The organism is Mesorhizobium sp. BH1-1-4, from assembly GCF_020165665.1.
In the GTDB taxonomy this organism is placed as follows: Bacteria; Pseudomonadota; Alphaproteobacteria; order Rhizobiales; family Rhizobiaceae; genus Mesorhizobium.
Map to the genome: position 1 here is coordinate 357927 of NZ_JAIUIN010000003.1, position 24796 is coordinate 382722.

General features: G+C 62.4%; 26 protein-coding genes. 13 read left to right on the top strand and 13 right to left on the bottom strand.

The features are described 5' to 3' along the window. Nucleotides 1-5: 5 nt before the first annotated feature. Nucleotides 6-836, bottom strand: a complete 831-nt coding sequence (locus LB569_RS08235) for a helix-turn-helix transcriptional regulator (protein ID WP_224691757.1) — start codon at nt 834-836, stop codon at nt 6-8. 85 nt (nt 837-921) lie between these two features. Here LB569_RS08235 and LB569_RS08240 point away from each other — a divergent pair, with 85 nt between their 5' ends. Next, nucleotides 922-1458, top strand: coding sequence for a hypothetical protein (locus LB569_RS08240; protein ID WP_224691758.1), 537 nt, complete (start codon nt 922-924; stop codon nt 1456-1458). Between the two features lie 293 nt (nt 1459-1751). Continuing rightward, a complete protein-coding gene (locus tag LB569_RS08245; RefSeq protein WP_224534843.1) occupies nt 1752-2381 on the top strand; it encodes a MarC family protein in 630 nt (209 codons plus the stop codon). Nucleotides 2382-2405: 24 nt separating this feature from the next. Here LB569_RS08245 and LB569_RS08250 read toward each other — a convergent pair whose 3' ends face one another. Beyond that, a complete protein-coding gene (locus LB569_RS08250; RefSeq protein ID WP_224691901.1) occupies nt 2406-2831 on the bottom strand; it encodes an OsmC family protein in 426 nt (141 codons plus the stop codon). A gap of 114 nt (nt 2832-2945) precedes the next feature. Then, entirely contained in the window at nt 2946-3476 is a 531-nt protein-coding gene (locus LB569_RS08255) for a single-stranded DNA-binding protein (protein WP_224691902.1), read from the bottom strand. Nucleotides 3477-3702: 226 nt separating this feature from the next. Here LB569_RS08255 and LB569_RS08260 point away from each other — a divergent pair, with 226 nt between their 5' ends. The 8 genes from LB569_RS08260 (at nt 3703) to LB569_RS08295 (ending at nt 11834) form a co-directional block, all read left to right on the top strand. Then, nucleotides 3703-4017 carry an ArsR/SmtB family transcription factor gene (locus LB569_RS08260; RefSeq protein WP_140701439.1) on the top strand — a complete coding sequence of 105 codons (315 nt, stop codon included), beginning with the start codon at nt 3703-3705 and terminating at the stop codon, nt 4015-4017. After that, a complete protein-coding gene (locus LB569_RS08265) occupies nt 4014-4481 on the top strand; it encodes an SRPBCC family protein (protein WP_224691759.1) in 468 nt (155 codons plus the stop codon). The genes LB569_RS08260 and LB569_RS08265 overlap by 4 nt, the downstream gene beginning before the upstream one ends. A 23-nt stretch (nt 4482-4504) precedes the next feature. Continuing rightward, nucleotides 4505-5110, top strand: a complete 606-nt coding sequence (locus tag LB569_RS08270) for an ATP-dependent Clp protease proteolytic subunit (protein WP_224691760.1) — start codon at nt 4505-4507, stop codon at nt 5108-5110. A gap of 99 nt (nt 5111-5209) precedes the next feature. Next, on the top strand, nt 5210-5509 hold the full coding sequence (locus tag LB569_RS08275; RefSeq protein ID WP_224534849.1) for a hypothetical protein: 300 nt from the start codon (nt 5210-5212) through the stop codon (nt 5507-5509). A 696-nt stretch (nt 5510-6205) separates the two neighbouring features. Then, complete coding sequence (gene uvrA / locus LB569_RS08280) at nt 6206-9127, top strand: excinuclease ABC subunit UvrA (RefSeq protein ID WP_224691761.1); 2922 nt, start codon at nt 6206-6208, stop codon at nt 9125-9127. After that, entirely contained in the window at nt 9127-9633 is a 507-nt protein-coding gene (locus LB569_RS08285) for a GNAT family N-acetyltransferase (RefSeq protein WP_224691762.1), read from the top strand. The genes uvrA and LB569_RS08285 overlap by 1 nt, the downstream gene beginning before the upstream one ends. A 28-nt stretch (nt 9634-9661) precedes the next feature. Beyond that, entirely contained in the window at nt 9662-10468 is an 807-nt protein-coding gene (locus tag LB569_RS08290; protein ID WP_224691763.1) for a DUF72 domain-containing protein, read from the top strand. 184 nt (nt 10469-10652) lie between these two features. After that, nucleotides 10653-11834: a GGDEF domain-containing protein gene (locus LB569_RS08295; protein ID WP_224691764.1), complete on the top strand. Its 1182-nt coding sequence runs from the start codon at nt 10653-10655 to the stop codon at nt 11832-11834. A gap of 12 nt (nt 11835-11846) precedes the next feature. Here the strand turns inward: LB569_RS08295 and LB569_RS08300 are convergent, their stop codons facing one another. The 6 genes from LB569_RS08300 to urtA all read right to left on the bottom strand — a co-directional run bounded on the left by LB569_RS08300 (nt 11847) and on the right by urtA (nt 18080). After that, complete coding sequence (locus tag LB569_RS08300) at nt 11847-12023, bottom strand: hypothetical protein (protein ID WP_140701447.1); 177 nt, start codon at nt 12021-12023, stop codon at nt 11847-11849. A 263-nt stretch (nt 12024-12286) separates the two neighbouring features. Then, nucleotides 12287-12982 (bottom strand): urea ABC transporter ATP-binding subunit UrtE, encoded by a 696-nt coding sequence (urtE, locus tag LB569_RS08305; RefSeq protein ID WP_140701448.1) that lies wholly within the window; start codon nt 12980-12982, stop codon nt 12287-12289. Nucleotides 12983-13051: 69 nt separating this feature from the next. After that, a complete protein-coding gene (gene urtD / locus LB569_RS08310) occupies nt 13052-13798 on the bottom strand; it encodes an urea ABC transporter ATP-binding protein UrtD (protein WP_224691765.1) in 747 nt (248 codons plus the stop codon). 6 nt (nt 13799-13804) lie between these two features. Next, entirely contained in the window at nt 13805-15040 is a 1236-nt protein-coding gene (gene urtC / locus LB569_RS08315; protein WP_224691767.1) for an urea ABC transporter permease subunit UrtC, read from the bottom strand. Continuing rightward, entirely contained in the window at nt 15037-16653 is a 1617-nt protein-coding gene (gene urtB, locus LB569_RS08320) for an urea ABC transporter permease subunit UrtB (RefSeq protein ID WP_224691769.1), read from the bottom strand. Before urtB ends, urtC begins: the two co-directional genes overlap by 4 nt. A 116-nt stretch (nt 16654-16769) precedes the next feature. Next, nucleotides 16770-18080, bottom strand: a complete 1311-nt coding sequence (gene urtA / locus LB569_RS08325; protein ID WP_140701452.1) for an urea ABC transporter substrate-binding protein — start codon at nt 18078-18080, stop codon at nt 16770-16772. Between the two features lie 312 nt (nt 18081-18392). On the opposite strand from urtA, the gene LB569_RS08330 reads away from it, so the two are divergent. Both LB569_RS08330 and LB569_RS08335 read left to right on the top strand, forming a co-directional pair. Further along, the gene (locus LB569_RS08330) at nt 18393-18800 is read left to right on the top strand and encodes a hypothetical protein (protein WP_224691771.1); all 408 of its coding nucleotides are present in this window, start codon (nt 18393-18395) and stop codon (nt 18798-18800) included. 132 nt (nt 18801-18932) lie between these two features. Further along, nucleotides 18933-20846 carry a PhoX family protein gene (locus tag LB569_RS08335; RefSeq protein WP_224691772.1) on the top strand — a complete coding sequence of 638 codons (1914 nt, stop codon included), beginning with the start codon at nt 18933-18935 and terminating at the stop codon, nt 20844-20846. Nucleotides 20847-20911: 65 nt separating this feature from the next. Here LB569_RS08335 and LB569_RS08340 read toward each other — a convergent pair whose 3' ends face one another. The 3 genes from LB569_RS08340 to LB569_RS08350 form a co-directional block, all read right to left on the bottom strand. Further along, nucleotides 20912-22483: a GMC family oxidoreductase gene (locus LB569_RS08340; RefSeq protein WP_224534868.1), complete on the bottom strand. Its 1572-nt coding sequence runs from the start codon at nt 22481-22483 to the stop codon at nt 20912-20914. Nucleotides 22484-22528: 45 nt separating this feature from the next. Next, nucleotides 22529-23059 (bottom strand): gluconate 2-dehydrogenase subunit 3 family protein, encoded by a 531-nt coding sequence (locus LB569_RS08345; protein ID WP_140701456.1) that lies wholly within the window; start codon nt 23057-23059, stop codon nt 22529-22531. An 81-nt stretch (nt 23060-23140) separates the two neighbouring features. Continuing rightward, on the bottom strand, nt 23141-23536 hold the full coding sequence (locus LB569_RS08350; RefSeq protein ID WP_224691774.1) for a VOC family protein: 396 nt from the start codon (nt 23534-23536) through the stop codon (nt 23141-23143). A gap of 229 nt (nt 23537-23765) precedes the next feature. Here LB569_RS08350 and LB569_RS08355 point away from each other — a divergent pair, with 229 nt between their 5' ends. Then, nucleotides 23766-24065 (top strand): ribbon-helix-helix domain-containing protein, encoded by a 300-nt coding sequence (locus LB569_RS08355; protein WP_224691775.1) that lies wholly within the window; start codon nt 23766-23768, stop codon nt 24063-24065. On the opposite strand, the gene LB569_RS08360 is transcribed toward LB569_RS08355, so the two are convergent. Then, on the bottom strand, nt 24062-24775 hold the full coding sequence (locus tag LB569_RS08360) for a DeoD-type purine-nucleoside phosphorylase (RefSeq protein WP_224691777.1): 714 nt from the start codon (nt 24773-24775) through the stop codon (nt 24062-24064). The two genes, LB569_RS08355 and LB569_RS08360, sit on opposite strands and share 4 nt — an antisense overlap. Nucleotides 24776-24796 lie beyond the last annotated feature (21 nt).

Here is a 24796-nt window from a genome sequence, read left to right on the forward strand (position 1 = left end):
ACTTTTCAGCTGCAGCCCGCGCGTCTGGCACGATACCGGCCCGGTGTCTCGCCCATGACCCGCCGAAACCGGCGGTTGAAGGTCGACAGATCGTTGAAACCGGCCTCGAAAGCAATTGCCGAGATGGCATCGTTCGACATGCGCAAGCGCACCGCCGCGCGGTGCAACCGGGTCCTGAGCAGGTATTGATAGGGCGTCATGCCGACGACCTGCCGGAAGGCGCGCAGGAAATGATAGGGGCTGGTCGCGGTACCGTCCGCCAGGGCTGAAAGCGAGATCGCAGCCTCGGCGTCCAGTTCGATCCGCCGTACCGCATCAGCAACCCGTTGCTGATCGCGGCGGCTCGGGCCTCGCCTGACATCGGTGACGCCGGACACCATGGACACGGCGACCCCCGCGATGCGCAGAGCAAGCTCCTCGAACGCGTCCGCGTCGCCAATCTCGCGCGCGGCTTCCGCCTCGGCCAGCAACGGCGCCAGGGCCGGCAACGGCGGCAGGCGTGGCGCCCCGAAGGTGAGTGTCCTGGCGCCCGGTACATCGGCCACGATCCGGTCCATATAGGCAGGCCCGAAATGGAAAGAGAGGCAACGGTCGCCGCTGCCATGCTCGTGCCCGCACTCATAGCATGTCCCGGAATTGCCGAGCAGGAGACTGCCAGGCGCCAGCATTGCCGTGCCTTGCCGGGCGCGGTAGCGGAACGTGCCGCTGGTGACGGCCGCGACGCAGAAATCCCGATGCTCTTCCTCGACCGGTCGATCGCCGGCGCTGGCCGTGCAGATCACGTCCGCCACGTGCCAGCCAGGTCCCGATGCAAGCGTATTCGCGGTCGCCGTCATGGCCGAAATATAGCAATTTTTCCCAAGCCCAGAACCCTGCCAGGGCCTATTCCTCGCGGTCTCCTGACAAGAAGAGGCCGCAGCCATGTTCGACCAATCCTCATTTGCCGAAGCCTTGCACAGTCCCGGACCGATCGACGGGCTCGCTGAAAAACTGGACCTTTACGGCCGCTTCGTCGGCGCCTGGACGTTTGACGCGGCGCGTCATCTCGAAGACGGCACGGTGCTGACCGGCCGAGGCGAGGTGCATTTCGGCTGGGTATTGGAGGGCCGCGCCATCCAGGATGTCTGGATCCTGCCCGCGCGTGACGCCGGCCCCTCGCCGTCGCTGGGCAAATGGACCTTTTACGGCACGACGCTCAGGGTCTACGACCCCGGCACGGACGCCTGGCACATCTTCTGGAGCGACCCGCGCAACCAGTATTTCAGCCGCCAGCTCGGCCGCGCCGAAGGCGACACCATCGTGCAGGTCGGCGCCGACGGCACCGGCGCCTCGGTGCGCTGGAGCTTTTCGCGCATCACCGAAAATTCCTTCCGATGGCTCGGCGAGCGCTCGCAGGACGGCGCGGACTGGCACCTCGAAGTCGAGTTCCTGGCGCAGCGCGAGAATGAAGCTCGATAAGTCTTCGAAAAGTCGCTCGAAATAATCGATGGCGATCCTTCGCGCCCCCCTCTATCCGGCAGAACCGAGAGGGGCGCTGTCCCGCCAGCATAAAAAGGGAACCAGGCATTCACACCGCTGACAGTTCCCACCGGCCGGGCTTTGCTTTACCAATGTCTCCAACCAATTCCAGGAAAAGTGCGAAACGGTTTTCCGCCGGAATTGCGTCAAAACAAGGAGATAGAGCGGGTCCGCGTTTCCACGAAACGCTGAGCCGCTCTAATACGGGCAAAGCCCGGCGGGAGGGGTCAGCGATGCCGAGTTTCGACAGCCTGTTCAACGCCTTCGTCACCATTCTCGTGACCATTGATCCGCCCGGGCTGGCGCCGTTGTTCCTGGCCGTGACACGCGGCATGAACCGGGAGGAGCGCCAGCAGGTGTCGGTGCGCGCCTCGGTCATCGGCTTCCTGGTGATGGCGCTGTTCGCGGTGGCCGGCGCTTCGATCCTGTCGGTGTTTGGCATCACCCTGCCGGCCTTCCGCGTCGCCGGCGGCTTCCTGCTGTTCTTCATCGCCTTCGAGATGGTGTTCGAGCGCCGCCAGGACCGCAAGGAGAAGATCGGCGACGTCGCCATCACCAAGGACATGATCCACAATATCGCCGCCTTCCCGCTGGCGATCCCGCTGATCGCCGGCCCCGGTGCGATTTCGGCGACCGTGCTGCTGTCGGGACATTTTGAAGGCTTTGCCGCCCAGGCGGCGCTGGTCGGCATCATCTTCGTCTGCCTCGTCATCACCTATCTGGTGTTCGTGCTGTCGGAACGCATCGACCGCATCCTCGGGCAGACCGGCCGCTCGATCCTGACCCGCCTGCTCGGCGTCATCCTGGCGGCGCTGGCGGTGCAGTTCGTGGCCGATGGCATCAAGGCGCTGATGGCTGGTTGAGCCGTATCCCTATTGCCTATTGCCCTACTTCGCCGTCGTATCGACGATCTCGAAATCATGCGTAAGCACGGCCGTCTTGGCCATCATGGCCGAGGCAGAGCAATATTTGTCGATCGAAAGGTCGATCGCGCGCTTGACCTTGTCGTGCGACAGCGCGCGGCCCTTGACGATGAAATGCATGTGGATCCGGGTGAACACTTTCGGGTCGGTTTCGGCCCGGTCAGCGTCGAGTTCGACCACGCAGTCCTCGACCGCCTCGCGGCCTTTTTCCAGGATATGGACGACGTCATAGGCCGAGCAGCCGCCGGTGCCGATCAGCACCAACTCCATCGGGCTCGGTCCCGGCGTCTTGCCTTCCGGGCTGGACGCCGTGCCCAGCACGAGCTTGTGGCCGCTACCCGACTCGCCGACGAAGGTGCGCTCCTCGACCCATTTTACCCGTGCCTTCATCGCCATGCCTTCCAGTCCTTCGATCCCAAATCAACAAAGCAAAACCCCGAAAGTCCATGCCGGACCCTCGGGGCACATCAAGCACAAGCGTTAGCCGTTTGGTACGGCTTCCGATCAGAACGGAATTTCATCGTCCAGTTCGCGCGACGAACCGCTGCCACCGCCGCCTCGGGGAGCACCGCCACCGCCACCACCACGGTTGAACCCTTCGTTCGGGCTCGACTGGCCGAAATCCGACCCACGGCTGCTGCCGCCGCCGGAATAGCTTCCGACCTGGCCGCCCTCACCCTGGCCGCGCGCGTCGAGCATCTGCAGCTCGCCACGGAATTTCTGCAGCACGACTTCCGTCGTGTATTTGTCGGCGCCGGTCTGGTCCTGCCATTTGCGGGTCTGCAACTGGCCCTCGACATAGACCTTCATGCCCTTCTTCAGATACTGCTCCGCCACCTTGGCGATGCCCTCATTGAAGATCACCACGTTGTGCCACTCGGTCTTTTCCTTGCGCTCGCCGGAATTCTTGTCGCGCCAGCTTTCCGACGTGGCGATGCGGATATTGACGACCGGCTCGCCCGAATTCAGGCGGCGGATTTCAGGGTCGGCGCCGAGATTGCCGACCAGAATGACCTTGTTGACGCTACCCGCCATCATATTTCTCCGCGCTCATCCGAAACAAATTTTTGTCGCAGCACCTTACAGGTTACCGACGTCAGCCGCCTGCCAAGGCTGGCTTTTCCCACAAGGTTTTTGTTCCCTTTTCGTTCCTATATGGACCGCTGCTGATTGTCAAGGAATGGCAGCAATGGCCAAGGCCTTGATATGGGTTTCAAAACAGCGCTTGCCAAATCGATAAGTATCGACTTATGCTTTTGTCATGATCGAAGCAGAAATTTTCCGCGCCCTGGCCGACCCGACGCGCCGCGCCGTCTTCGAGCGCCTCGCGACCAGCGAGATGAGCGTGTCGGAACTGCGCAACGGCCTGACGGTGTCGCAGCCGGCCGTGTCGCAGCATCTGGCGGTGCTGCGTGGCGCCGGCCTCGTGGTCGAGCGGCGGGCCGGCCGCAACGCCTATTACCGCGCCGATCCGCGGGGGCTTGCCCCCCTGCTCTCCTGGATTGAACGCTACCGGACGTTCTGGCCGGAACGCATCGAAAAGCTGAAGACGGTCTTGAAGGACATGGATCAATGAACGACCAAAGCGAAGTCGCGGCAGATGCGCTCGAATTCGAATATGACCTTGCCGAGCCGCCTGAAAAGGTGTGGCGGGCGTTGACCGTGCCGGAACTGCTCGCCGCCTGGATGATGCCGAACGACATCAGGCCACAGGCCGGCAGCCGCTTTGCCTTCGCCGGGCCCGACGCGGCGATCGAATGCGAAATCCTCGACGCCGAGCCCGAGCGCCTGCTGCGCTATTCCTGGCGGGAGCAGTCGAGGGACGCCGCGCGGCGGGATCCGCTCGACAGCATCGTCACCTTCACACTTGCCCGCACCGTTTCCGGTGGCACGCATCTGCGCATCGTCCATGACGGCTTTGCCCGCAAGGCGATGCCGGCGGTTGCCATGGCGAGCGCCGGCTGCCGGCTTTCGCTGCGCGGAGCCGGAAAGCCCATCGTCGCCAACAACACGCCGCATCTTCTGCTGCGCGCGGCCTGAACACGGGAAATCGGAGAAGAAAAATGAGCGGTGTTGCCAGTCTGGTGCCGATGGTGATCGAGCAATCGAGCCGCGGCGAACGCGCCTTCGACATTTTCTCGCGGCTGCTGCGCGAGCGCATCGTCTTCATCAATGGCGAGATCAACGACGACGTCTCGGCGCTGGTCTGCGCGCAACTCTTGTCGCTGGAATCGGACAATCCCGACAAGGAAATCTCGCTCTACATCAACTCTCCGGGCGGCGTGGTGACCAGCGGCTTCGCCATCTACGACACTATGCAGTATATTAGCTGCCCGGTGTCGACCCTGTGCATGGGATTCGCGGCCTCGATGGGATCGTTCCTGCTTATGGCGGGCACGCCGGGGCGCCGCATCGCGCTGCCCAACGCCACCATCCTGCTGCATCAGCCGCTGGGCGGCTTCCAGGGCCAAGCTTCCGACATCCAGCGCCATGCCGAGCGGATCAGCCAGACCAAACGCCACATGACCGAACTCTACGCCCAGCATTGTGGCCGCACTTATGAGGAGGTCGAACGCACGCTTGACCGCGACCATTTCATGACAGCGCGCGAGGCTCAGGCATGGGGCATTGTCGACCATGTCTTCGATACCCGCAAAAAGGCGGCGTGAAGCCCAAGCGGCGTGAAGGCCAAGTCGAATTCCTGCCGCTGTCGAAGATTTGACGATACCGGTCTGGTTCCGGTGGCGGCAGGTCCCTATAACAGGGAGATGACCGACACTCATCGATCCAGGACATCGCGCCGTGTCACCGCCGCCATGGCGCTTGCCATCGTCGGCCTTGCCTCCAGCCCGGCGCTTGCCGACGACGCCTCGTCGTCGGTGCAAAAGGGTGCCCTGCCCGGCGTGACCGGCGACTATCGCATCGCCAAGCCGGCCCCGGTGCCCGAACCCGACGACGCGTTCCCCAGCAGCGGCAACGGCCAGTTCAAGATCGGCAATACCGATGTCAGGATTTCCGGCAGCATCACCGTCGATGTCGGCGTTGGCGGGATCAAGCCGCCCAGATAGGCAAAAGCACAAGCCTGCCCAATCGAGCCCGTACAAAAGAACAGCCCCGCCGTGCCTGGGGCAAACTGACGGGGCTTTTCTGGATCTCAAATCCATTTTTGCCGGGAGTGTACTGCCGGCGTTGGAATTCGGATGCTTCGCGGCATTCAGCCGACGATCCGACTAACGTCTCTGATTTTGGGGGATATGGCAGGTCACGGTTTGTCGGGTGGCGCAAACGCTATACCCTGGCACTTATGCCTGCCGCGGCTCCAACGAGACGTGGAGCCCTGGGGGACTGTCCGGTGGCGTCATGCTCCGCTCCTTTTGTCCGTTGCGACATTGCCGTCGCGAAGCGCAAATCGCAAATGCCTGCGGCGTCTCGCAGGCCGCCTTGGGGCGGCGAGGCCATCGATAGACGGCCGGCTTCGCTGACCTGAGGAGACTGCTCCCGTGAGCCGGCCGCGTCAACCATCAATAGCCGGTTACGGAAAAATGTGATTGCCGGGAGGTTACGTCAGGGTCAGTTTCCGCACAGCTTTGTCAGGAGCGTGTTCGGCCTTTGTTCTTTCCGCTTGCCCCTTCGCGCGAAAGGCGGTTAAACGACTTCTGTCGAGAATTGTGGCGTCTCTCGACGTGGCGGCAAAAATACCTACATAGGGGATGGCCGGGAACCTGCCGATCCCACAAATTCCAGATCTGAGGCGGCGACCTGACATGGCCGACCATAAATACCTTTCCATTCGCGGGGCGCGCGAACACAATCTGAAGAATGTCGATCTCGATTTGCCGCGTGACAGCCTGATCGTCATGACCGGGCTGTCGGGGTCCGGCAAATCGTCGCTCGCCTTCGACACCATCTATGCCGAAGGCCAGCGCCGCTATGTCGAGAGCCTCTCGGCCTATGCCCGGCAATTCCTCGAAATGATGCAGAAGCCCGACGTCGACCAGATCGACGGTCTGTCGCCGGCCATCTCCATCGAACAGAAGACGACGTCGAAGAACCCGCGCTCGACGGTCGGCACCGTCACCGAGATCTACGACTATATGCGGCTGCTGTTCGCGCGCGTCGGCGTGCCCTATTCGCCGGCCACCGGCCTGCCGATCGAGAGCCAGACGGTCAGCCAGATGGTCGACCGCGTGCTGGCGGTCGAGGAAGGCACACGCCTGTTCCTGCTGGCGCCGATCGTGCGCGGCCGCAAGGGCGAGTACCGCAAGGAACTGCTGGAGCTGCAGAAAAAGGGGTTCCAGCGCGTCAAGGTCGACGGCGTTTTCTATGAAATCGGCGACGTTCCGGCGCTGGACAAAAAATACAAGCACGACATCGATGTCGTCGTCGACCGCATCGTCGTGCGCGGCGATCTTGCCGCGAGGCTTGCCGATTCCATCGAGACGGCGCTGAAGCTCGCAGAGGGGCTGGCGGTGGCCGAGTTCGCCGACAAGCCGCTCGATGCCAGCCAGACCGGCGAGGATTCGGTCAACAAATCCAAGAACGAGACGCATGAGCGCATCCTGTTCTCGGAAAAATTTGCTTGCCCGGTGTCCGGCTTCACCATCCCCGAGATCGAGCCCAGGCTGTTCTCCTTTAACAACCCGTTCGGCGCCTGCCCGACCTGCGACGGTCTCGGCAGCCAGCGCGCCATCGACCCCAATCTCGTGGTGCCCGACGAGAACGTGTCGCTGCGCGACGGTGCCGTCAGCCCATGGGCGAAATCGACCTCGCCCTATTACTCGCAGACGCTCGAAGCATTGGGCAAAGCCTACAACTTCAAGCTCGGCGACAAGTTCAAGGATCTTTCCACGTCGGCCCAGGAAGCGATCCTGCGCGGCACCGGCGAACGTGAAATCACCTTCCAGTATGATGATGGCCTGCGCTCCTACAAGACGACGAAGACCTTCGAGGGCGTCATCCCCAATCTCGAACGGCGCTGGAAGGAGACCGAATCCGCCTGGATGCGCGAGGAAATCGAGCGCTTCATGTCGGCAACGCCCTGCCCGGTCTGCAAGGGCTACCGGCTGAAGCCAGAAGCGCTGGCGGTGAAGATCGCCGGCAAGCACATCGGCGAAGTCACCGAACAGTCGATCCGCAACGCCGACAAGTGGTTCACCGACCTGCCGGCGCAGCTCAACGACAAGCAGAACGAGATCGCTGTCCGCGTCTTGAAGGAAATCCGCGAGCGGCTGCGTTTCCTCAACGATGTCGGGCTCGATTATCTCACGCTGTCGCGCAATTCCGGCACGCTGTCGGGCGGCGAGAGCCAGCGCATCCGGCTGGCCTCGCAGATCGGCTCGGGCCTGACCGGCGTGCTCTACGTGCTGGACGAGCCGTCGATCGGCCTGCACCAGCGCGACAACACGCGGCTGCTGGATACGCTGAAGCACCTGCGCGACATCGGCAACACGGTGATCGTCGTCGAGCATGACGAGGACGCCATCCTGCATGCCGACTATGTCGTCGACATGGGTCCGGCCGCCGGCATTCATGGCGGCGAAATCATCGCCCAGGGCACGCCGCAGCAGGTGATGGCCAATCCCAATTCAATCACCGGCAAATATCTGTCGGGCGCGTTGGAGGTGGCGACGCCAGCCATTCGACGTGAGGCCAAGAAGAACCGGCGGCTGAAGATCGTCGGCGCGCGCGGCAATAATCTCAAGAACGTCACCGCCGAAATCCCGCTCGGCACCTTCACCGCCGTCACCGGCGTGTCGGGCGGCGGCAAGTCGACCTTCCTGATCGAGACGCTGTTCAAGGCGGCGTCGCGCCGAATCATGGGTTCGCGCGAGCATCCGGCCGAGCACGACCGCATCGAAGGGCTCGAATTCCTCGACAAGGTCATCGACATCGACCAGTCGCCGATCGGGCGCACGCCACGTTCGAACCCCGCGACCTATACCGGCGCCTTCACGCCAATCCGCGACTGGTTCGCGGGCCTGCCTGAAGCCAAGGCGCGCGGCTATCAGCCCGGGCGCTTCTCCTTCAACGTCAAGGGCGGCCGCTGCGAGGCCTGCCAGGGCGACGGCGTCATCAAGATCGAGATGCACTTTTTGCCCGACGTCTACGTCACCTGCGACGTCTGCCACGGCAAGCGCTACAACCGCGAGACGCTCGACGTCCTCTTCAAAGGCAAGTCGATCGCCGACGTTTTGGACATGACGGTCGAGGAAGGCGTCGATTTCTTCGCCGCCGTGCCCGGCGTGCGCGACAAGCTCGAGACGCTGAAGCAGGTCGGCCTCGGCTACATCCATATCGGCCAGCAGGCGACGACGCTGTCGGGCGGCGAGGCGCAGCGAATCAAGCTGGCCAAGGAACTGTCGCGCAAGGCGACCGGCAAGACGCTCTACATCCTCGACGAGCCGACCACTGGCCTGCATTTCCACGACGTCGCCAAACTGTTGGAAGTGCTGCACGAACTGGTAGACCAGGGCAACACGGTGGTCGTCATCGAGCACAATCTCGAGGTGATCAAAACCGCCGACTGGGTGCTTGACCTCGGCCCCGAGGGCGGTGACGGCGGTGGCGAACTTGTGGCCTCCGGCACGCCGGAAGCCATCGTGCGGGAAAAGCGCAGCTACACTGGCCAGTTCCTCAAGGAACTTCTGGAGCGGCGCCCCGGAGGCAAGCGCGAAGCGGCGGAGTGATGGGCAAGGATGGTCTCATCACGGTCCAGAGCCGCTTTGGCGTGAGGCCGGCCCACCTCGAGGATCTCGCCGCGATCGTCGCGCTGACGCAAGCGGCCTATGCGCCCTATAGTGCCATACTCGACGCACCGCCGATACCGGTTACGGAGGACTACGCGCCGCGCATTGCCCAGGGTGAGGTCTGGCTGCTGGAGAGCGGCGGCGTACTTGCAGGGCTGATCACACTGGAACGCCATCCCGACCACGCCATGATCTTCAGCGTCGCCGTCTCCGCTGCTTTTCAGGGCAAAAAACTCGGCATCGCACTGCTCTATCATGCGGATGAACAGGCGCGCCTGTGGGGCGTGCCGGAGGTACGGCTCTACACCAACGCCAAGATGGAACGGAACATCGCGCTCTATCTCGCCTATGGTTTTCACGAAACGGGTCGCCGACCCAATCCCTATCGGCCAGGGTGGATACTCGTCGACATGGCCAAACCTGTCGACAGGCCCAACGCGGCCTGATCGCTTTTAGAAATCTGGGAGGACGACGATGAGCAAATCGGGAACAATCCGCGCCGGCATGGGCGGCTGGACCTTCGAGCCCTGGGACACGTCCTTCTATCCGGACAAGTTGTCGAAGGCCAAGCAACTGAACTACGCCAGCCGGCAAGTGCCGAGCATCGAGGTCAACGGCACCTATTATTCGAGCTTCAAGGAGCCGACCTTCGTCAAATGGGCAAACGAGGCGCCGGACGGTTTCGTCTATTCGCTGAAGGGCAACCGCTTCGTCACCAACCGGCGCGTGCTGGGCGAGGCCGGTGAATCGATGATGCGTTTCCTCGGTTCCGGCGTCGCCGCGCTCGGCGACAAGCTCGGGCCGATCCTGTGGCAGTTCGCACCGACCAAGAAATTCGACCCTGACGATTTCGAGGCGTTTTTGAAACTGCTGCCGGAAAAGCAGGACGGCGTCGCGCTGCGCCACGCGCTCGAAGTGCGCAACGACAGTTTTGTCGTGCCGGAATTCGCAGCGCTCGCGCGCAAATACAAGGCGGCGATCGTCTATGCCGACCATGCCAAATATCCAGATATCGCCGACATCACCGGCGATTTCGTCTATGCGCGGCTGCAGACGGGCAGCGACGACAATCCCGATTGCTACACGCCGAAGGGCCTCGACGAATGGGCGGCGCGCGCAAGAACCTGGGCGGAAGGCAAGCAGCCGGCCGATCTGCGGCGCGCCGACCCGGCGACGGATGCGCCGGTCAAGCCGCGCGACGTGTTCGTCTACTTCATCACCGAGGGCAAGGTGCGCGCGCCTTTCGGGGCGATGGCGCTGATGAAGCGCGTGGCCGACTGAAAAAGCATCAGCCGGCTTCAAGCTACACACTATAAGTCCCTCGCCTATGCGTTTTGCGCGTAGCGGAGTGCCCATTCCAAGGCATCTTCGCCATGATCGTAACCTTATCGACACTTCCTTGCCGCATAAATACGGGGACGCCAAACCGCAGGGCTTGAGCCGCCGCCGGCAGGAAAAGAGGGGCATGTCGCTCGACTACACTTCACTTCTGCTGGCTGTCGGATTCTCCGCCGCGTGCCTCGGTCTGACATTGTTCGGCATGTGGCTGACCGCCCGCTCGGAAAAATTCCTCCTGACTTGGGCGATCAGCCTGGTATTCGTGGTCGGCGATATTTTTATCTACGACGCCTATATCGACATGCCCGGACGCCTGCTCGGCGTCGCCACCTCGGCGTTCCTGCTGATCGGCTTTTCGGCCATGCTGGGGGCTGCCTATCAGTTCCGAACCGGGGGCTCTCCACTGCCGCGGGCGCTGTGGGGTTGCGTTTCCCTGGTGGTAGCGCTGCCTCCCATGGCTTTGGGCTATGATGGCATCGGCTTCATGTTCGAGAACATGTTCGCCGCCTTGCTCCTGTTCGCCACGGCGTTCGAATACTGGAGGGGCCGCGATGAAGCGCCCGCTTTGACGACCGGCATCACCGCGCTCTATTCGGCCACGGCCACATCCTTCGCGCTCTGCGCCATGGTTCTCGCCTGGGATGGCAAACTGATCCTGGGGCACGCACCAAGCAACTGGGCGGAGGAGCTCAGCCTCATCGTGGTGATCGCCAGCATGACCGGTATTGGCGCGCTCTCGCTTGCCCTCAACCAGGGGCGCCTGGCGCGGCACCACCATCGGAACGCCCTGACGGATCCCCTGACCGGCCTGCTCAACCGGCGCGCTCTGTTCGACATGCATGGCCATGTCCCGATCGGCGCCTTTACCGCGGTGGTGGTCTTCGACCTCGACAACTTCAAAACCATCAACGACGAATTCGGACACGCCGCGGGTGACGCGGTGCTGAAGGTGTTCGCCAGTGAACTCGCCGGCAATCTTCGCCAGACCGACGTCGCCGCGCGCATGGGCGGCGAGGAATTCGCGCTGGTGTTGAAGCGCACCCTGCCGGAAACGGTCGAGGAATCGGCGGAGCGCATCCGCGCCGCTTTCGCAACGCGGCTGATAGAAACCGAAGCCGGCTCGCTGAGTTGCACGGTCAGTGCCGGTTTTGCGTTTGGCAGCAAGGAAGGGCTCAGCTTCGACAAGGTGCTTAGCGCCGCCGACAAGGCGCTCTACGATGCCAAGCGCGGTGGCCGCAACCGCGTCACCGCCTCTCCCGGCGCGCGAGCTGACAGCGCGTATCAGCGCCGGTCGGTGTTGTCGAGTTAGGCGAAGCAGCCCTTAGGCCGCCATCACGATCTCATTGAAGGCATCGAGGTCGACGTAGAAGACCTTGGTGATCTCCTCGATCAGATCGTCATAGTCGCAGCCCTGTGACCTCAGGATGTTGATGGCGGCGATGATGTCGACACGCTCGGTAAGCCGCCGCTTCTGGTAGTCCTCGACGAAACGTTCCATGGCTGTCCCTTAGCCTGTGTGCTCAAACGCGTTTGAACGACAATCAGACCGGGAAGCTAGGAAGCCTTGCTTGCGTGGAACTTGCAGAGCCTTCGCCGCGCCTCGATCCGCGATAACCAGACTGATACGGAAGCGGCCGACTCACAAAGCCAAGACAAGACTAGCATCACATATTGCGTGTGCCAGGGACACGGATGACCAGATCGGAGAAATATTGGACTTGCCAAGGACTTCGGATCTTCAACCGAAATCCGGTGCCGATTCTAGACCGTGAGGAATTTGCGAACATCAGCCCGATCTAAATCTTCCGCCGGACCGGTATGCACGATCTGGCCGCGGTCCATGATGTTGACCTCGTCGGCAAGCTCGCGGCAGAAATCGAGATACTGTTCGACCAACAGCACCGCGATACCGGCCTGATCGCGCAGATAGCGGATGGCGCGGCCGATATCCTTGATGACGGAGGGCTGGATGCCTTCCGTCGGCTCGTCGAGCACCAGCAGCTTCGGCCGCATCACCAGCGCCCTGCCGATGGCGAGCTGCTGTTGCTGACCGCCAGAAAGATCGCCGCCACGGCGGCCAAGCATCTGCTTCAGCACCGGAAACAGTTCGAAGACGTGCGCCGGCACGTTGCGGTCGGCGCGTTTCAAGGGGGCGAAGCCGGACTCGAGATTTTCCTGCACGCTGAGCAGCGGAAAGATCTCCCTGCCCTGCGGCACGAATGCGATGCCCGACCGGGCGCGGTCATACGCCGCGCTCCGGTCGAGCGCCTTCCCCTCGAAGGCAACGCTTCCGCTCGTCAGCCGATGGTGGCCGACGATCGATCTCATCAAACTTGTCTTGCCGACGCCGTTGCGGCCGAGCACGCAGGTGATCTTGCCGGCGCCCGCCTTCAGCGACACGCCGCGCAGCGCTTGGGCGGCGCCGTAATGCAGCGTGGCATCGGAAACTTCGAGCATCTCAGCGCCTTCTCCAGACCTTCAGGAAAGACAGATCGAAGCGATGGAATTGAACCCGCCAGTGCATGCTCATCTCCCCAGATAGACTTCGACGACGCGCTCGTCGGCCGAAACGAAATCGAGCGTGCCTTCGGACAGAACCGAACCCTCATGCAGGCAGGTGACCTTGACGCCGAGTTCGCGCACGAAATGCATGTCGTGCTCGACGACGATGACCGAATGGTCGCGCGCGATATCCTTGAGCAGCCGGGCGGTTTCCTCGGTCTCGGCGTCGGTCATGCCGGCGACCGGCTCGTCGACCAGGAGCAGCTTCGGATCCTGCGCCAAGAGCATGCCGATCTCGAGCCATTGCTTCTGGCCGTGGCTGAGATTGGCGGCGAGTTGACTGCGCTTGTCGCCCAAGCGGATGATGCCAAGGATGTCATCGATCTGCCGCGCCTCGGCGGCCGAGCGGCGATGAACCAGCGCCGGGAAGATCGAACGCGGTCCCTTCAGCGCCAGCATCAAGTTTTCTTCGATCGTGTGGCTTTCGAAGACGGTCGGCTTCTGGAATTTGCGGCCGATGCCCATCATGGCGATCTCGGCTTCGTCATGCCTGGTAAGGTCAACCTGGCCGTCGAAGAACACTTCGCCCTCGTCGGGCCGGGTCTTGCCGGTGACGATGTCCATCATCGTCGTCTTGCCGGCGCCGTTGGGGCCGATGATGGCGCGCATCTCGCCCTTGTCGAGCACCAGCGACAGATTGTTGATGGCGCGAAAGCCGTCGAAGGACACCGAGACGCCATCGAGATAGAGGATGGTGTTGGATTTGCTCATGACCGCTTACTCCGCCGCCTGCGGTTCGGGGTCGGACCATGACCATTCGCCCGGATTTCTCGCCGGCGAGCGAGCGGGCTTCGAGGTCGCGGACGCGACCCTAACCTCGGTGCCGGCTTCTTCAGCCAGGGACGCCGCGCGCAACGCCCTCGCATTGCCGCGCCAGCCGTCCCACATGCCGATGATGCCCTTCGGCAGGAGCAAGGTGACGGCGACGAAAAGGCCGCCGAGCGCAAACAGCCAGAATTCAGGCAGCGCGCCTGTAAACCAGGATTTGCCGGCATTGACGAGCAGCGCCCCGACGATCGGCCCGACGATGGTGCCGCGCCCGCCGACAGCAGCCCAGATCACGACCTCGATCGAATTGGACGGTTCGAACTCGCCGGGATTGATGATGCCGACCTGCGGCACGTAGAGCGCGCCGGCAATGCCGGCCATGATCGCCGAAACCGTGAAGGCGAACAGTTTTACATTCTCCGCCCGCCAGCCGAGGAAGCGTGTGCGGCTCTCGGCGTCGCGCACGGCCATCAAGAGCTTGCCGTATTTGGAGCCGACGATTGCCCAGGTGACGAAAACCGCGAGCGCCAGCATCACCGCGCTGGCGGCGAACAGCGCGGAACGGGTCGCGTCGGCCTGCACGTTGAAGCCCAGAATATCCTTGAAATCGGTGAGGCCATTGTTGCCGCCGAAACCCATGTCGTTGCGGAAGAAGGCAAGCAGCAGCGCATAGGTCATCGCCTGGGTGATGATCGACAGATAGACACCGGTGACGCGGCTGCGGAAGGCGAACCAGCCGAAGACGAAGGCAAGCAGGCCCGGCACCGCCAGCACCATGATTGCCGCGAACCAGAAATGGTCGAACCCGGTCCAGAACCACGGCAATTCCTTGTAGTTCAGAAACACCATGAAATCGGGCAGGATCGGATTGCCGTAGACGCCGCGCGAGCCGATCTGGCGCATCAGATACATGCCCATCGCGTAACCGCCGAGCGCGAAGAAGGCGCCGTGGCCGAGCGAAAGAATGCCGCAATAGCCCCAGACCAGGTCGAGCGAGAGCGCCAGCAGCGCGTAGCAGAGATATTTGCCGGTCAGCGCCACGATGTAGGACGGGATATAGAAGGCGCTGGTCGGCGAAACAGTCAGGTTGAGCACCGGCACGATGATGGCCACCGCCAACAGGATGAAGATGGTGATGGCGATGCGGCGGTCGGCACCGGCGGCAAAGAAATGTCCTGTGATCATGCTTCCACCGCCCTGCCCTTGAGCGCGAACAGGCCGCGCGGGCGCTTCTGGATGAACAGGATGATCAGCACCAGCACGACGATCTTGCCGAGCACGGCGCCGGCATAGGGTTCGAGAACCTTGTTGACGATGCCGAGCGAAAAGGCGCCGACCAGCGTACCCCAAAGGTTGCCGACACCGCCGAAGACGACGACCATGAAGCTGTCGATGATGTAGCCGCGGCCGAGATTGGGCGAGACATTGTCGATCTGGCTGAGCGCGACGCCGGCAATGCCGGCAATGCCCGATCCCAGCGCGAAGGTCAGCGCGTCGACCCATGGCGTCCTGATGCCCATCGAGGCCGCCATGCGCCGGTTGGCGGTGACGGCGCGCATCTGCAGACCCCAGGACGTGCGCTTCATCACGTAGAGCAGCACGCCGAACACCGTGAGTGCGAAGACCAGGATCCAGAGCCGGTTCCAGGTGATGGCCAGTTGCCCGACGTCGAAGGAGCCGGACATCCAGGAGGGATTGCCGACCTCCTGGTTGGTCGGTCCGAAGATCGAGCGCACGGCCTGCTGCAGGATCAGCGAGACGCCCCAGGTCGCCAGCAGCGTTTCCAGCGGCCGCCCATAGAGGAAGCGGATGACGCCGCGCTCGATGGCGAGGCCGACGAATGCCGCGACCAGGAAGGCAAGCGGCAAGGCTATGACCAGCGACCAGTCGAACAGGCCGGGAAAGGATGTCCTGATCACCTGCTGGACGACGAAGGTCGTATAGGCGCCGAGCATCACCATCTCGCCATGCGCCATGTTGATGACGCCCATGACGCCGAAGGTGATGGCAAGCCCGATCGCCGCCAACAGCAGCACCGAGCCCAGCGAAATTCCGTACCAGATGTTCTGGCCGGCATCCCACAAGGCCAGCGTCGAGCTGATATCGGCGATCGCGGCCGTCGCCGCGTCCTTGACCGCGCCTGACGCGCTGGCTTCGACCGAGGTGAGCAGCGAAACCGCATCGCGATCGCCGCGCGCCCCGATCAGTGCGACCGCGGCGAGTTTGTCGGCCTCCGGCCTGTCGGAAACAAGCACCGAGGCCGCACGAGCCTGTTCGAGCAGAGCCTTGACGCTGGCCACCGTTTCACCGGCAATCGCGGTTTCGAGCGGTCCAATATTCGCGGCATCGGGCGTCTTGAACATGGTATCGGCGGCGGCGATGCGCACGGCCGGATCCTTGGCGCCAAGCGTCAACGTGCCCAGCGCATCGCGGATGACGCGGCGCAGCGTGTTGTTGACCTTGATCTTGGTAATGTCGTCCTTGGCCGCCTCACCAGAGGCGTCGCCGCTCAGCGGGTCGAAAAGCTGGACGCTTTCGCCGGTTTCCTTGCCGATGAACACCAGGGAATCGGCCTTGCGGACATAGAGGTTGCCGTCGGCAAGTGCTGAAAGCGGGCGTTCGACGGCTGGGTCGCCGACGGCCGTCAGTTCGTGGACGACAGCTCCTGTCTCCGAAAAACCCTTGGCCGTCGCGAATTTGGCGATGATGGCGCGCAGATCGGACTCCGCGGCGCCCGATGGCGACAACGTCGTCAGCAGGAACAGCAGCGTCAGCCCAATCGCATGCAACACGTTCATCTGCTTTCAGTGACCCCTGAGGAGTGAAGTGGGCGTCCGGACAGTGGAGGAAACCGTCCGGACGCGCGCGGTCTTGGTCATGGACCTGACGGTCCAGACCGGCAGACCTGGGAGGATCAGTTCGTTCCCTTGCCGCCGCACTTGCCGGTGGCAACGTTGAAGTTGCCGCAGGACAGAGGCGCGCGCCAATCGGAGATCAAATCCTTGGAGTCCGGCAGATAGTCGGACCACTCGTCGCCCATCACCAGGCCGGGCGTGCGCGACACCGTCTCGAACTGGCCGTCGGCCTGGATTTCACCGATCAGCACCGGCTTGGTGATGTGATGGTTTGGCATCATCGTCGAATAGCCGCCGGTCAGGTTCGGCACCGAAACGCCGATCATGGCGTCGATGACCTTGTCCGGGTCGGTGGTGCCGGCCTTCTCGACCGCCTTCACCCACATGTTGAAGCCGATATAGTGGGCTTCCATCGGATCGTTGGTGGTGCGCTTGTCGTTCTTGATGAACTTGTGCCAGTCGGCGATGAACTTCTTGTTTTCGGGCGTATCGACGCTCTCGAAATAGTTCCAGGCGGCGAGATGGCCGACCAACGGCGCGGTGTCGAGACCGGCCAGTTCTTCCTCGCCGACCGAGAAGGCCATGACCGGAATGTCCTCGGCCTTGATGCCCTGGTTGCCGAGTTCCTTGTAGAAGGGCACATTGGCATCGCCATTGACGGTCGAGACGACGGCGGTCTTCTTGCCGGCCGAGCCGAATTTCTTGATCGCCGAGACTTCCGTCTGCCAGTCGGAGAAGCCGAACGGCGTGTAGTTGACCATAATGTCCTCGGCCGCGACCCCCTTCGACTTCAGATAGGCCTCGAGAATCTTGTTGGTGGTGCGCGGATAGACGTAGTCGGTGCCTTCGAGCACCCAGCGTTTCACCGAGCCGCCATCCTCGCTCATCAGATAATCAACGGCCGGAATGGCCTGCTGATTCGGAGCCGCACCCGTGTAGAACACGTTGCGCTCGCTCTCCTCGCCCTCGTACTGGACGGGATAGAACAGGATGTTGTCGAGTTCCGAGAACACCGGCAGTACCGATTTGCGCGACACCGAGGTCCAGCAGCCAAACACAGCCGCGACCTTGTCTTTCGAGATCAGTTCGCGCGCCTTTTCGGCGAACAGCGGCCAGTTGGAAGCCGGATCGACGACGACGGCTTCGAGCTTCTTGCCGAGCAGGCCGCCCTTGGCGTTCTGCTCGTCGATGAGCATCAGCATGGCGTCCTTCAGCGTCGTCTCCGAAATCGCCATCGTGCCCGACAGCGAATGCAGAATGCCGACCTTGATCGTGTCGTCGGCGGCCCTGGCCGGAGCGGCCATCATCAGACCGGCGGCGACCACGCTCGCCGAGACCATTTTTGTTATTGTCGAGAAATTACCCCTCATAGGAAGACTCCCAAGCTGGTTGATTGCGCCGCAACAATGCAATGCAACCCCCATGCCAACCGCTTCGAGCATGCCGTATACAGGGGAATAATCAAACATTATCAGGTATTTATAATATCAGATTGAATCTGACAAAGAGAGCTGGTTAACAATTGATTGAGAGAAATTTGCGCAGCGCACAAGGCAAATGCCTAATTTTCAACCAATTTTTCCAAATGCCTAGATTTTGATCTCGATACACCCTTCGCAGTCGACGCATGTTGCGGCACCGCGCAAAAATGGGGCAAGCTCACTCCTCAACCGAGCGACGTCATGACATCAGGCATTTCACGCATAGGCACCGGCATATTGTTTCTGGCGGCCGCAACCGGGTCCGCACGGGCCGACTTCAGCGACGGCAAGATGCCCGATGGCACCTATCATTGCGAAGTCTACCTGCTCGGCATGTTCCTCAACCTCGGCGACATCACCATCAAGGGAAATGTCTATACCGGCCCGGTCACCTTCGGCACGGCCCGCCAGGGCTACAATTATCAGATGGACGCAAATGGCGTGATCTCGTGGCTGGGCCCGCTCGGTGGCTACACCGCCGGCGGCAACTCGCTCTCCATGACCCAGGCAACGCTGGACGGCCAAAGCCCGCCCTCCTTCGACATTATCATGAAGCAGCCCGATGGCGCCTTCACCGCCTCGACCTGCACCAGGGGAGACAATCAGTAAGCCCTTGCCCGGCAAGGCAGCCGCCTCCATGCGGTCCGCAACCCCTGCCCGCCTCCTCTCATGTCATCTGGATGTTGCCGAAGCTGGATAGGCAGCGGTGCGCCGTCACATCCACCTCGAGAGGCAGACACCATGGCCAATTCCCCGTCTTCATCCTCCCCCGTCATTCGCGACGTCATCGCCGAGCGCGTTTCGCGCCGCGCGCTCCTGAAAGGCAGCCTTGCATCCGGCGCATTGATCGCCGGCGGTAGCTTTGTCGGCTCGCTGTTTGCCGGCGAAACACATGCGGCCGCCGCTCTTTCCACACTCGGTTTTCCCGAACTCAAGCGCGTCTACGACAAGACCCACGCCGCCGCCGATGGCTATGAAACAACCATCGTTGCGCGCTGGGGCGATCCACTCGCCGCCGGCCTGCCGGATTTCGACGGCGATGCGATCGCGGCCGACGAGCAGGAGAAGCGTTTCGGCTATAATTGCGACTACATCGCTTTCATGCCGCTGCCCAAAGGCTCGGTGAATTCCGACCACGGCCTGCTTTGCGTCAACAACGAGTACATTTCGCCGAACGTGATGTTTCCCGGCATGACCGAGGATGGCGCCGGCAAAATGATGAGCAAGGAACAGGTCGATCTCGGCCTCGCGGCGATGGGCCACTCGATCGTCGAAGTCATGCTCAAGGACGGCAAGTGGCAAACCGTCGAGGACAGCCCGCTCAACCGCCGCATCACCGCCAACACCGAAATGACCGTCTCCGGTCCGGTGGCCGGCCATGCGCTGCTCAAGACGTCCACTGATGCCACCGGCACAAAGGTGCTCGGCACCAGCTACAATTGCAGCGGCGGCTTCACCCCGTGGGGCACCGTGCTGACCTGCGAGGAAGGCGTTTCCGACCTGTTTGGCGGTGACCCGAAAAAAGCGCCGACCTCGGACACTCTCGACCGCTATGGCTTTGACGGTTCCGACATTTACGGCCGTGGCCGCTTCCATGACCGCTTCAACATCGACAAGGAGCCGAATGAGCCGAACCGCTTCGACTGGGTGGTCGAGATCGACCCCTATGATCCCCAGTCCAAGCCGGTGAAGCGCACGGCGCTCGGCCGCATGTCGCATGAGGCGTCTACGGTCGTCCTCAACAAGGACGGCCGGATCGTCGTCTATATGGGCGACGACGACTATTTCGAATACATGTACCGCTTCGTCTCGGCCGGGGCCTACGATAAGGCGAACCCGGCTTCGGCCAAGGATCTGCTGGACGACGGCGTGCTCTCGGTCGCCCGCTATGACGCCGATGGTTCGATGACCTGGCTGCCGCTGGTTCATGGCCAGGGCAAGCTCACCGCCGAAAACGGCTTTGCCGACCAGGCCGAGGTGCTGCTGAAGACACGCCTTGCGGCCGACGCGCTCGGCGCGACCCCGATGGACCGGCCGGAGGACATCGAGACCAATCCGGTCACCGGCCGCGTCTACGCCGTCATGACCAAGAACAAGAAGCGCGACGAATCCAAGGTCAATCCGGCCAACACGCGGCCGGAAAACCTCTGGGGCCATATCGTGGAGTTGATCCCTCCGGGCGGCCGCGGCGCCGATGCCGACCACACCGCGGACAAATACGCCTGGGACCTGTTCGTGCTGTGCGGCAACCCCAGCGATGCCAAGGTCGGCGCCACCTTCCATCCCGACACCTCGGACAATGGCTGGTTCGTCTGCCCCGACAACATCACTTTCGACCCAGCCGGCCGCCTCTGGGTAGCGACCGACGGCGCCAATGACTTTGGCCTGCCGGACGGCGTCTATGGCGTCGACACGGAAGGTGCCGCGCGTGGCCTGCCGAAACTGCTCTTCACCTGCCCGCATGGTGCAGAAGCAACCGGCCCGTGCTTCACACCGGATGGCACGACGCTGTTCCTCTCGGTCCAGCACCCGTCCGAGGATGCCGAAACGCTCGACAAGGCGCAGTCGCTATGGCCCGACTTCAGGGATGGCCAACCGCCTCGGCCGTCGGTCGTCGCCATCCGCCGCAAGGATGGCCAGCCGGTCGGCGCATGAAGCCGTAGACCCACAAAAAAGGCGCGGAACCCTCTCGGGTCCCGCGCCAGCAGGCAGTCGGGAGGTCAAATGGTCTTGGCCGACATCTGCGCGGCGATGTATTCGGCCTGGCGGATCGCCAGCGACACGATGGTCAATGTCGGGTTTTCAGCCGCACCGGTCGTGAACTGGCTGCCGTCCGACACGAACAGGTTCTTGATGTCGTGCGCCTGGCCATGTTTGTTGACGACGCCGTCGGCCGCCTTCTCGCTCATCCGGTTGGTGCCGAGATTGTGGGTCGAGGGATAGGGCGGGGTCGGGAAGGTGCGCGTGGCGCCGACCGCGTCGTAGAGCGCCGAGGCCTGCTTGTAGGCGTGATTGCGCATCGCCGTGTCGTTGGGATGATCGTCGAAATGCACGTCGGCGATCGGCATGCCGTGCTCGTCCTTCTCGTCGGCATGCAACGTGATGCGATTCTCCTCGCGCGGCATGTCCTCGCCGACGATCCACAGGCCGGCCATGTGGTCGTAATGGTCGAGCGCCGTGGTGAAGGAACGCCCCCAGCCGCCGGGGTCCAGGAAGGCAGCCATGAACGGCAGGCCAAGCGACAGCGTCTCGAACTCGTAGCCGCCGACGAAGCCGCGCGATGGATCATGGCGCGCCTCGTCGCGAATGATGCCGGCCATGGTAGTGCCGCGATACATGTGCACCGGCTTGTCGAAGATCGCATAGACCGATCCCGTCGTGTGGCGCATGTAGTTCTTGCCCACCTGCCCCGACGAATTGGCAAGCCCGTGCGGAAATTTTGCCGATTGCGAATTGAGCAGCAGCCGCGGGCTCTCGATCGAATTGCCGGCGACCGCCACGATCCGGGCCTTCTGCTCCTGCAGCTTGCCGTCCTTGTCGGCATAAACGACGCCGGTGACCTTTCCGCTGGCGTCGTGGTTGATCTTGATCGCCATGGCGTTCGGCCGCACTTCGAGATGGCCTGTCGCCTCGCCCTTCGGGATCTCGGTATAGAGCGTCGACCATTTGGCGCCCCATTTGCACCCCTGGAAGCAGAAGCCGGTCTGCTGGCAGGAATTGCGGTCGTCGCGTTCCACCGAGTTGATGGCCATGTTGCCGGTATGGCATTCCTTGTAGCCGAGCTTGTCGGCGCCGGCCTTCAGCACCTTGAAATTGTTGTTGCCCGGCAGCCTCGGCCAGTCGTTGGTGCCGGTGACGCCCATCTTGGCCTCCGCCTTGGCGTAATAGGGCTCCATTTCGGCAAGCGTGATCGGCCAATCCAGAAGATTGGCGCCTTCCAGCTTGCCGTAGGTCGACAACGTCTTGAACTCATGCTCCTGGAAGCGCAGCGATGCGCCCGCCCAGTGCGTGGTCGAGCCGCCAACCGACTTGACGATCCAGGCCGGCAGATTGGGAAAATCCTTGGCCACGCGCCAGTCGCCGGATGTGGTGCGCTTGTCCGTCCAGGCGAGTTGGGCGAAGGAATCCCACTCGTCGTTGATGAAGTCCTCATATTCGTGGCGGGCGCCGGCCTCGAGGATGACGACGTCGATGCCCTTCTGCGCCAGTTCGTTGCCGAGCGTACCACCGCCGGCGCCGGAGCCGATGATGACGACCACGCCGTCGTTTTTCAGATCAAATGCTGCTGCCATGGTTTCCTCCCATGAAATCAATTGGATGCGGTTCGACCAAGCAGCTCAGAGCCACTCGATGTCGCTGAAGCCGCGCGCGATGTAGCCGCCCTTGGAGTAGGACTCGCCCTCGTAACCGAAGATCGGCCACACCTCTTTCTGGTTGTAGAGGCTGACGACCAGGCCGCCGCGCACCGCCTGGAAGAAGGGCGTCTTCTCTATCTCGGTGAGCAGCGCCACACGCTGCTCTTCCCAGCCGAGCCCGCGATAGCCGCCCACGCCGGCCTTCTTGTCGAGATCGGCAATGCCCTTCTCGATCAGTTCCTTGTGGGCGGGATCCTTGGCGGCTGTCTCGTCATGACCCTTGACAGCGATGGCATAATATTTGTCCGGCACCTGGTCATGCGGATAGATGTCGCGCGCCACCTGGATCAGCGTCGCCATCGTCTCGGGCTTCAGAGACGAGGTTTCCAGCCCCCAGGCGTGCTGCGGGCTGATGATCGCGCTGCCCGAAATGACAAGCAACGCACCCGCGCCGCCGCGTTTGAGAAGCTCGCGCCGTGAAAGCCCGGGCTTCCTCTCGTAGATCGTGACCATATTTTCCTCCCTGCTTGCTGTTCGCACTCGAAAAGAGTGCCGTTGCTGGCGCCGCGCCGGTTCGCGCGGCCGGTTGTTCCCCTATTGGAAGCGTCCTCCGCGCTGCAGGACCTCGATCTTGTAGCCGTCGGGATCCTCGATGAAGAAGAAGCGGGCGATCAGCGAACCGTCGCGGTTGAACTCGACGATCTTCTTCGGGTTGAGGCCGAGCGCACCGAGCCGGTCGTGCTCGCTGTCGAGATCGGCGACCGAGACCGCCAGATGGCCGTAGCCATCGCCCAGCGCATAGGGCTCCGCACGCCCCTTGTTGACGGTCAATTCCACCTCGAAAGGTGCATCGGCATTGCTGAGGTAGACCAGCGTGAACGTTTCGAAATCCAGCCGTTGGGCGACCTCCAGGCCGAATGCCCTGGTGTAGAAATCGATGGACCGGGCTTCGTCAAGAACCCGGATCATGGTGTGGATTGCCTTCGCCAAATCGAACTCCGCAGCTTCGTGCTTCGAAGGTGATTATGCGCGCTGGTGAAGAAAGGTGGTGGCAGCCAATTACCACGCATGAGATAGCAAAAACGGCTATGTCGGCTCGTAAGGACGAAAGTCTGATTGCCGTTCTCGACCGTCCGGTCGAAGATGAAATCGCAGGCAGTGTTCAAAAGGCACCGACCGCCCCGTCGGCGCCCAAGACCAACAAAAATGGGAGGTAACGATGTGCAGAGTCTTTGCCGCACAGGATCCGGAAGGCTATCGCCAAATCAACCGGTCGATCCGCATCGACGGACATTCGACCAGCATTCAGCTCGAGGCGACGTTCTGGGCCTTGCTTGACGAAATCGCCGAAAGCCAGAACCTGACGACGCCGAAATTCATCTCGAAACTCTACGACGAAGTGATCGAGATCAACGGCGAGATTCCGAACTTCGCGTCGATGCTACGCACCACCTGCGCACTCTATCTGCGTGGCCACAGGCCATCCATGGAGGAGGTGCTGAAGCGGGAGGCGGCCTAGCGCCCTTGCGCGGCGATTTCGAATGCCAGACGGCTCATATCGGTGAAAAGCTCCTGGCGTTCGGAATAGTCGGTCTGTTCGCCGGTAACCAGATTGTCGACGACGGTCAGCAGCGACAATGCCCTCGCGCCGAAATGCGCCGAAATGCGATAGAGCGCGCTGGTTTCCATGTCTACGGCCAGCGCTCCGAGCGCCCTTGCGTCGGCATAGCGGGCACGCGCGTCAGGATGGTAGAATATGTCGGTGCAGGCTGTCAGGCCGGCGTGGTGGTCGATGCCGAGTTCGGCTGCCTTGGCCAATGCGCAAGCGAGCAGCGCCGGATCCGGGCCGGCGTCAGCTTCGTAAAGGCCAAAGACCCGGCCGCTCTCGGTATTTTCAGGCCATGCCGATTGCGAGATCACAAGGCTGCGCAGCCTTGTCTCGGCGCTCAGGCCACCGCAGGTCCCAGTTCGGATCAGTGTTCGGGCGCCATAATAATCAAGCAATTCATGCGCGTAGATCAGGAACGATGAAACGCCGATACCCGTCGCCTGGATGCTGACAGGCCTGCCGCGAAACGCGCCGGTAAAGCCGAGAGTGCCGCGTCGACGATTGACGCAGCGTGGCCCGTCCAGGAATGTCCGCGCCATCCATTCCGCGCGCTGCGGATCGCCCGGCAACAAAATCGTGTCGGCGTAGTCGCCCCTGGCTGCCTCTATGTGTGGCGTCAACAGCTGCTCCCCAAGCCCGCC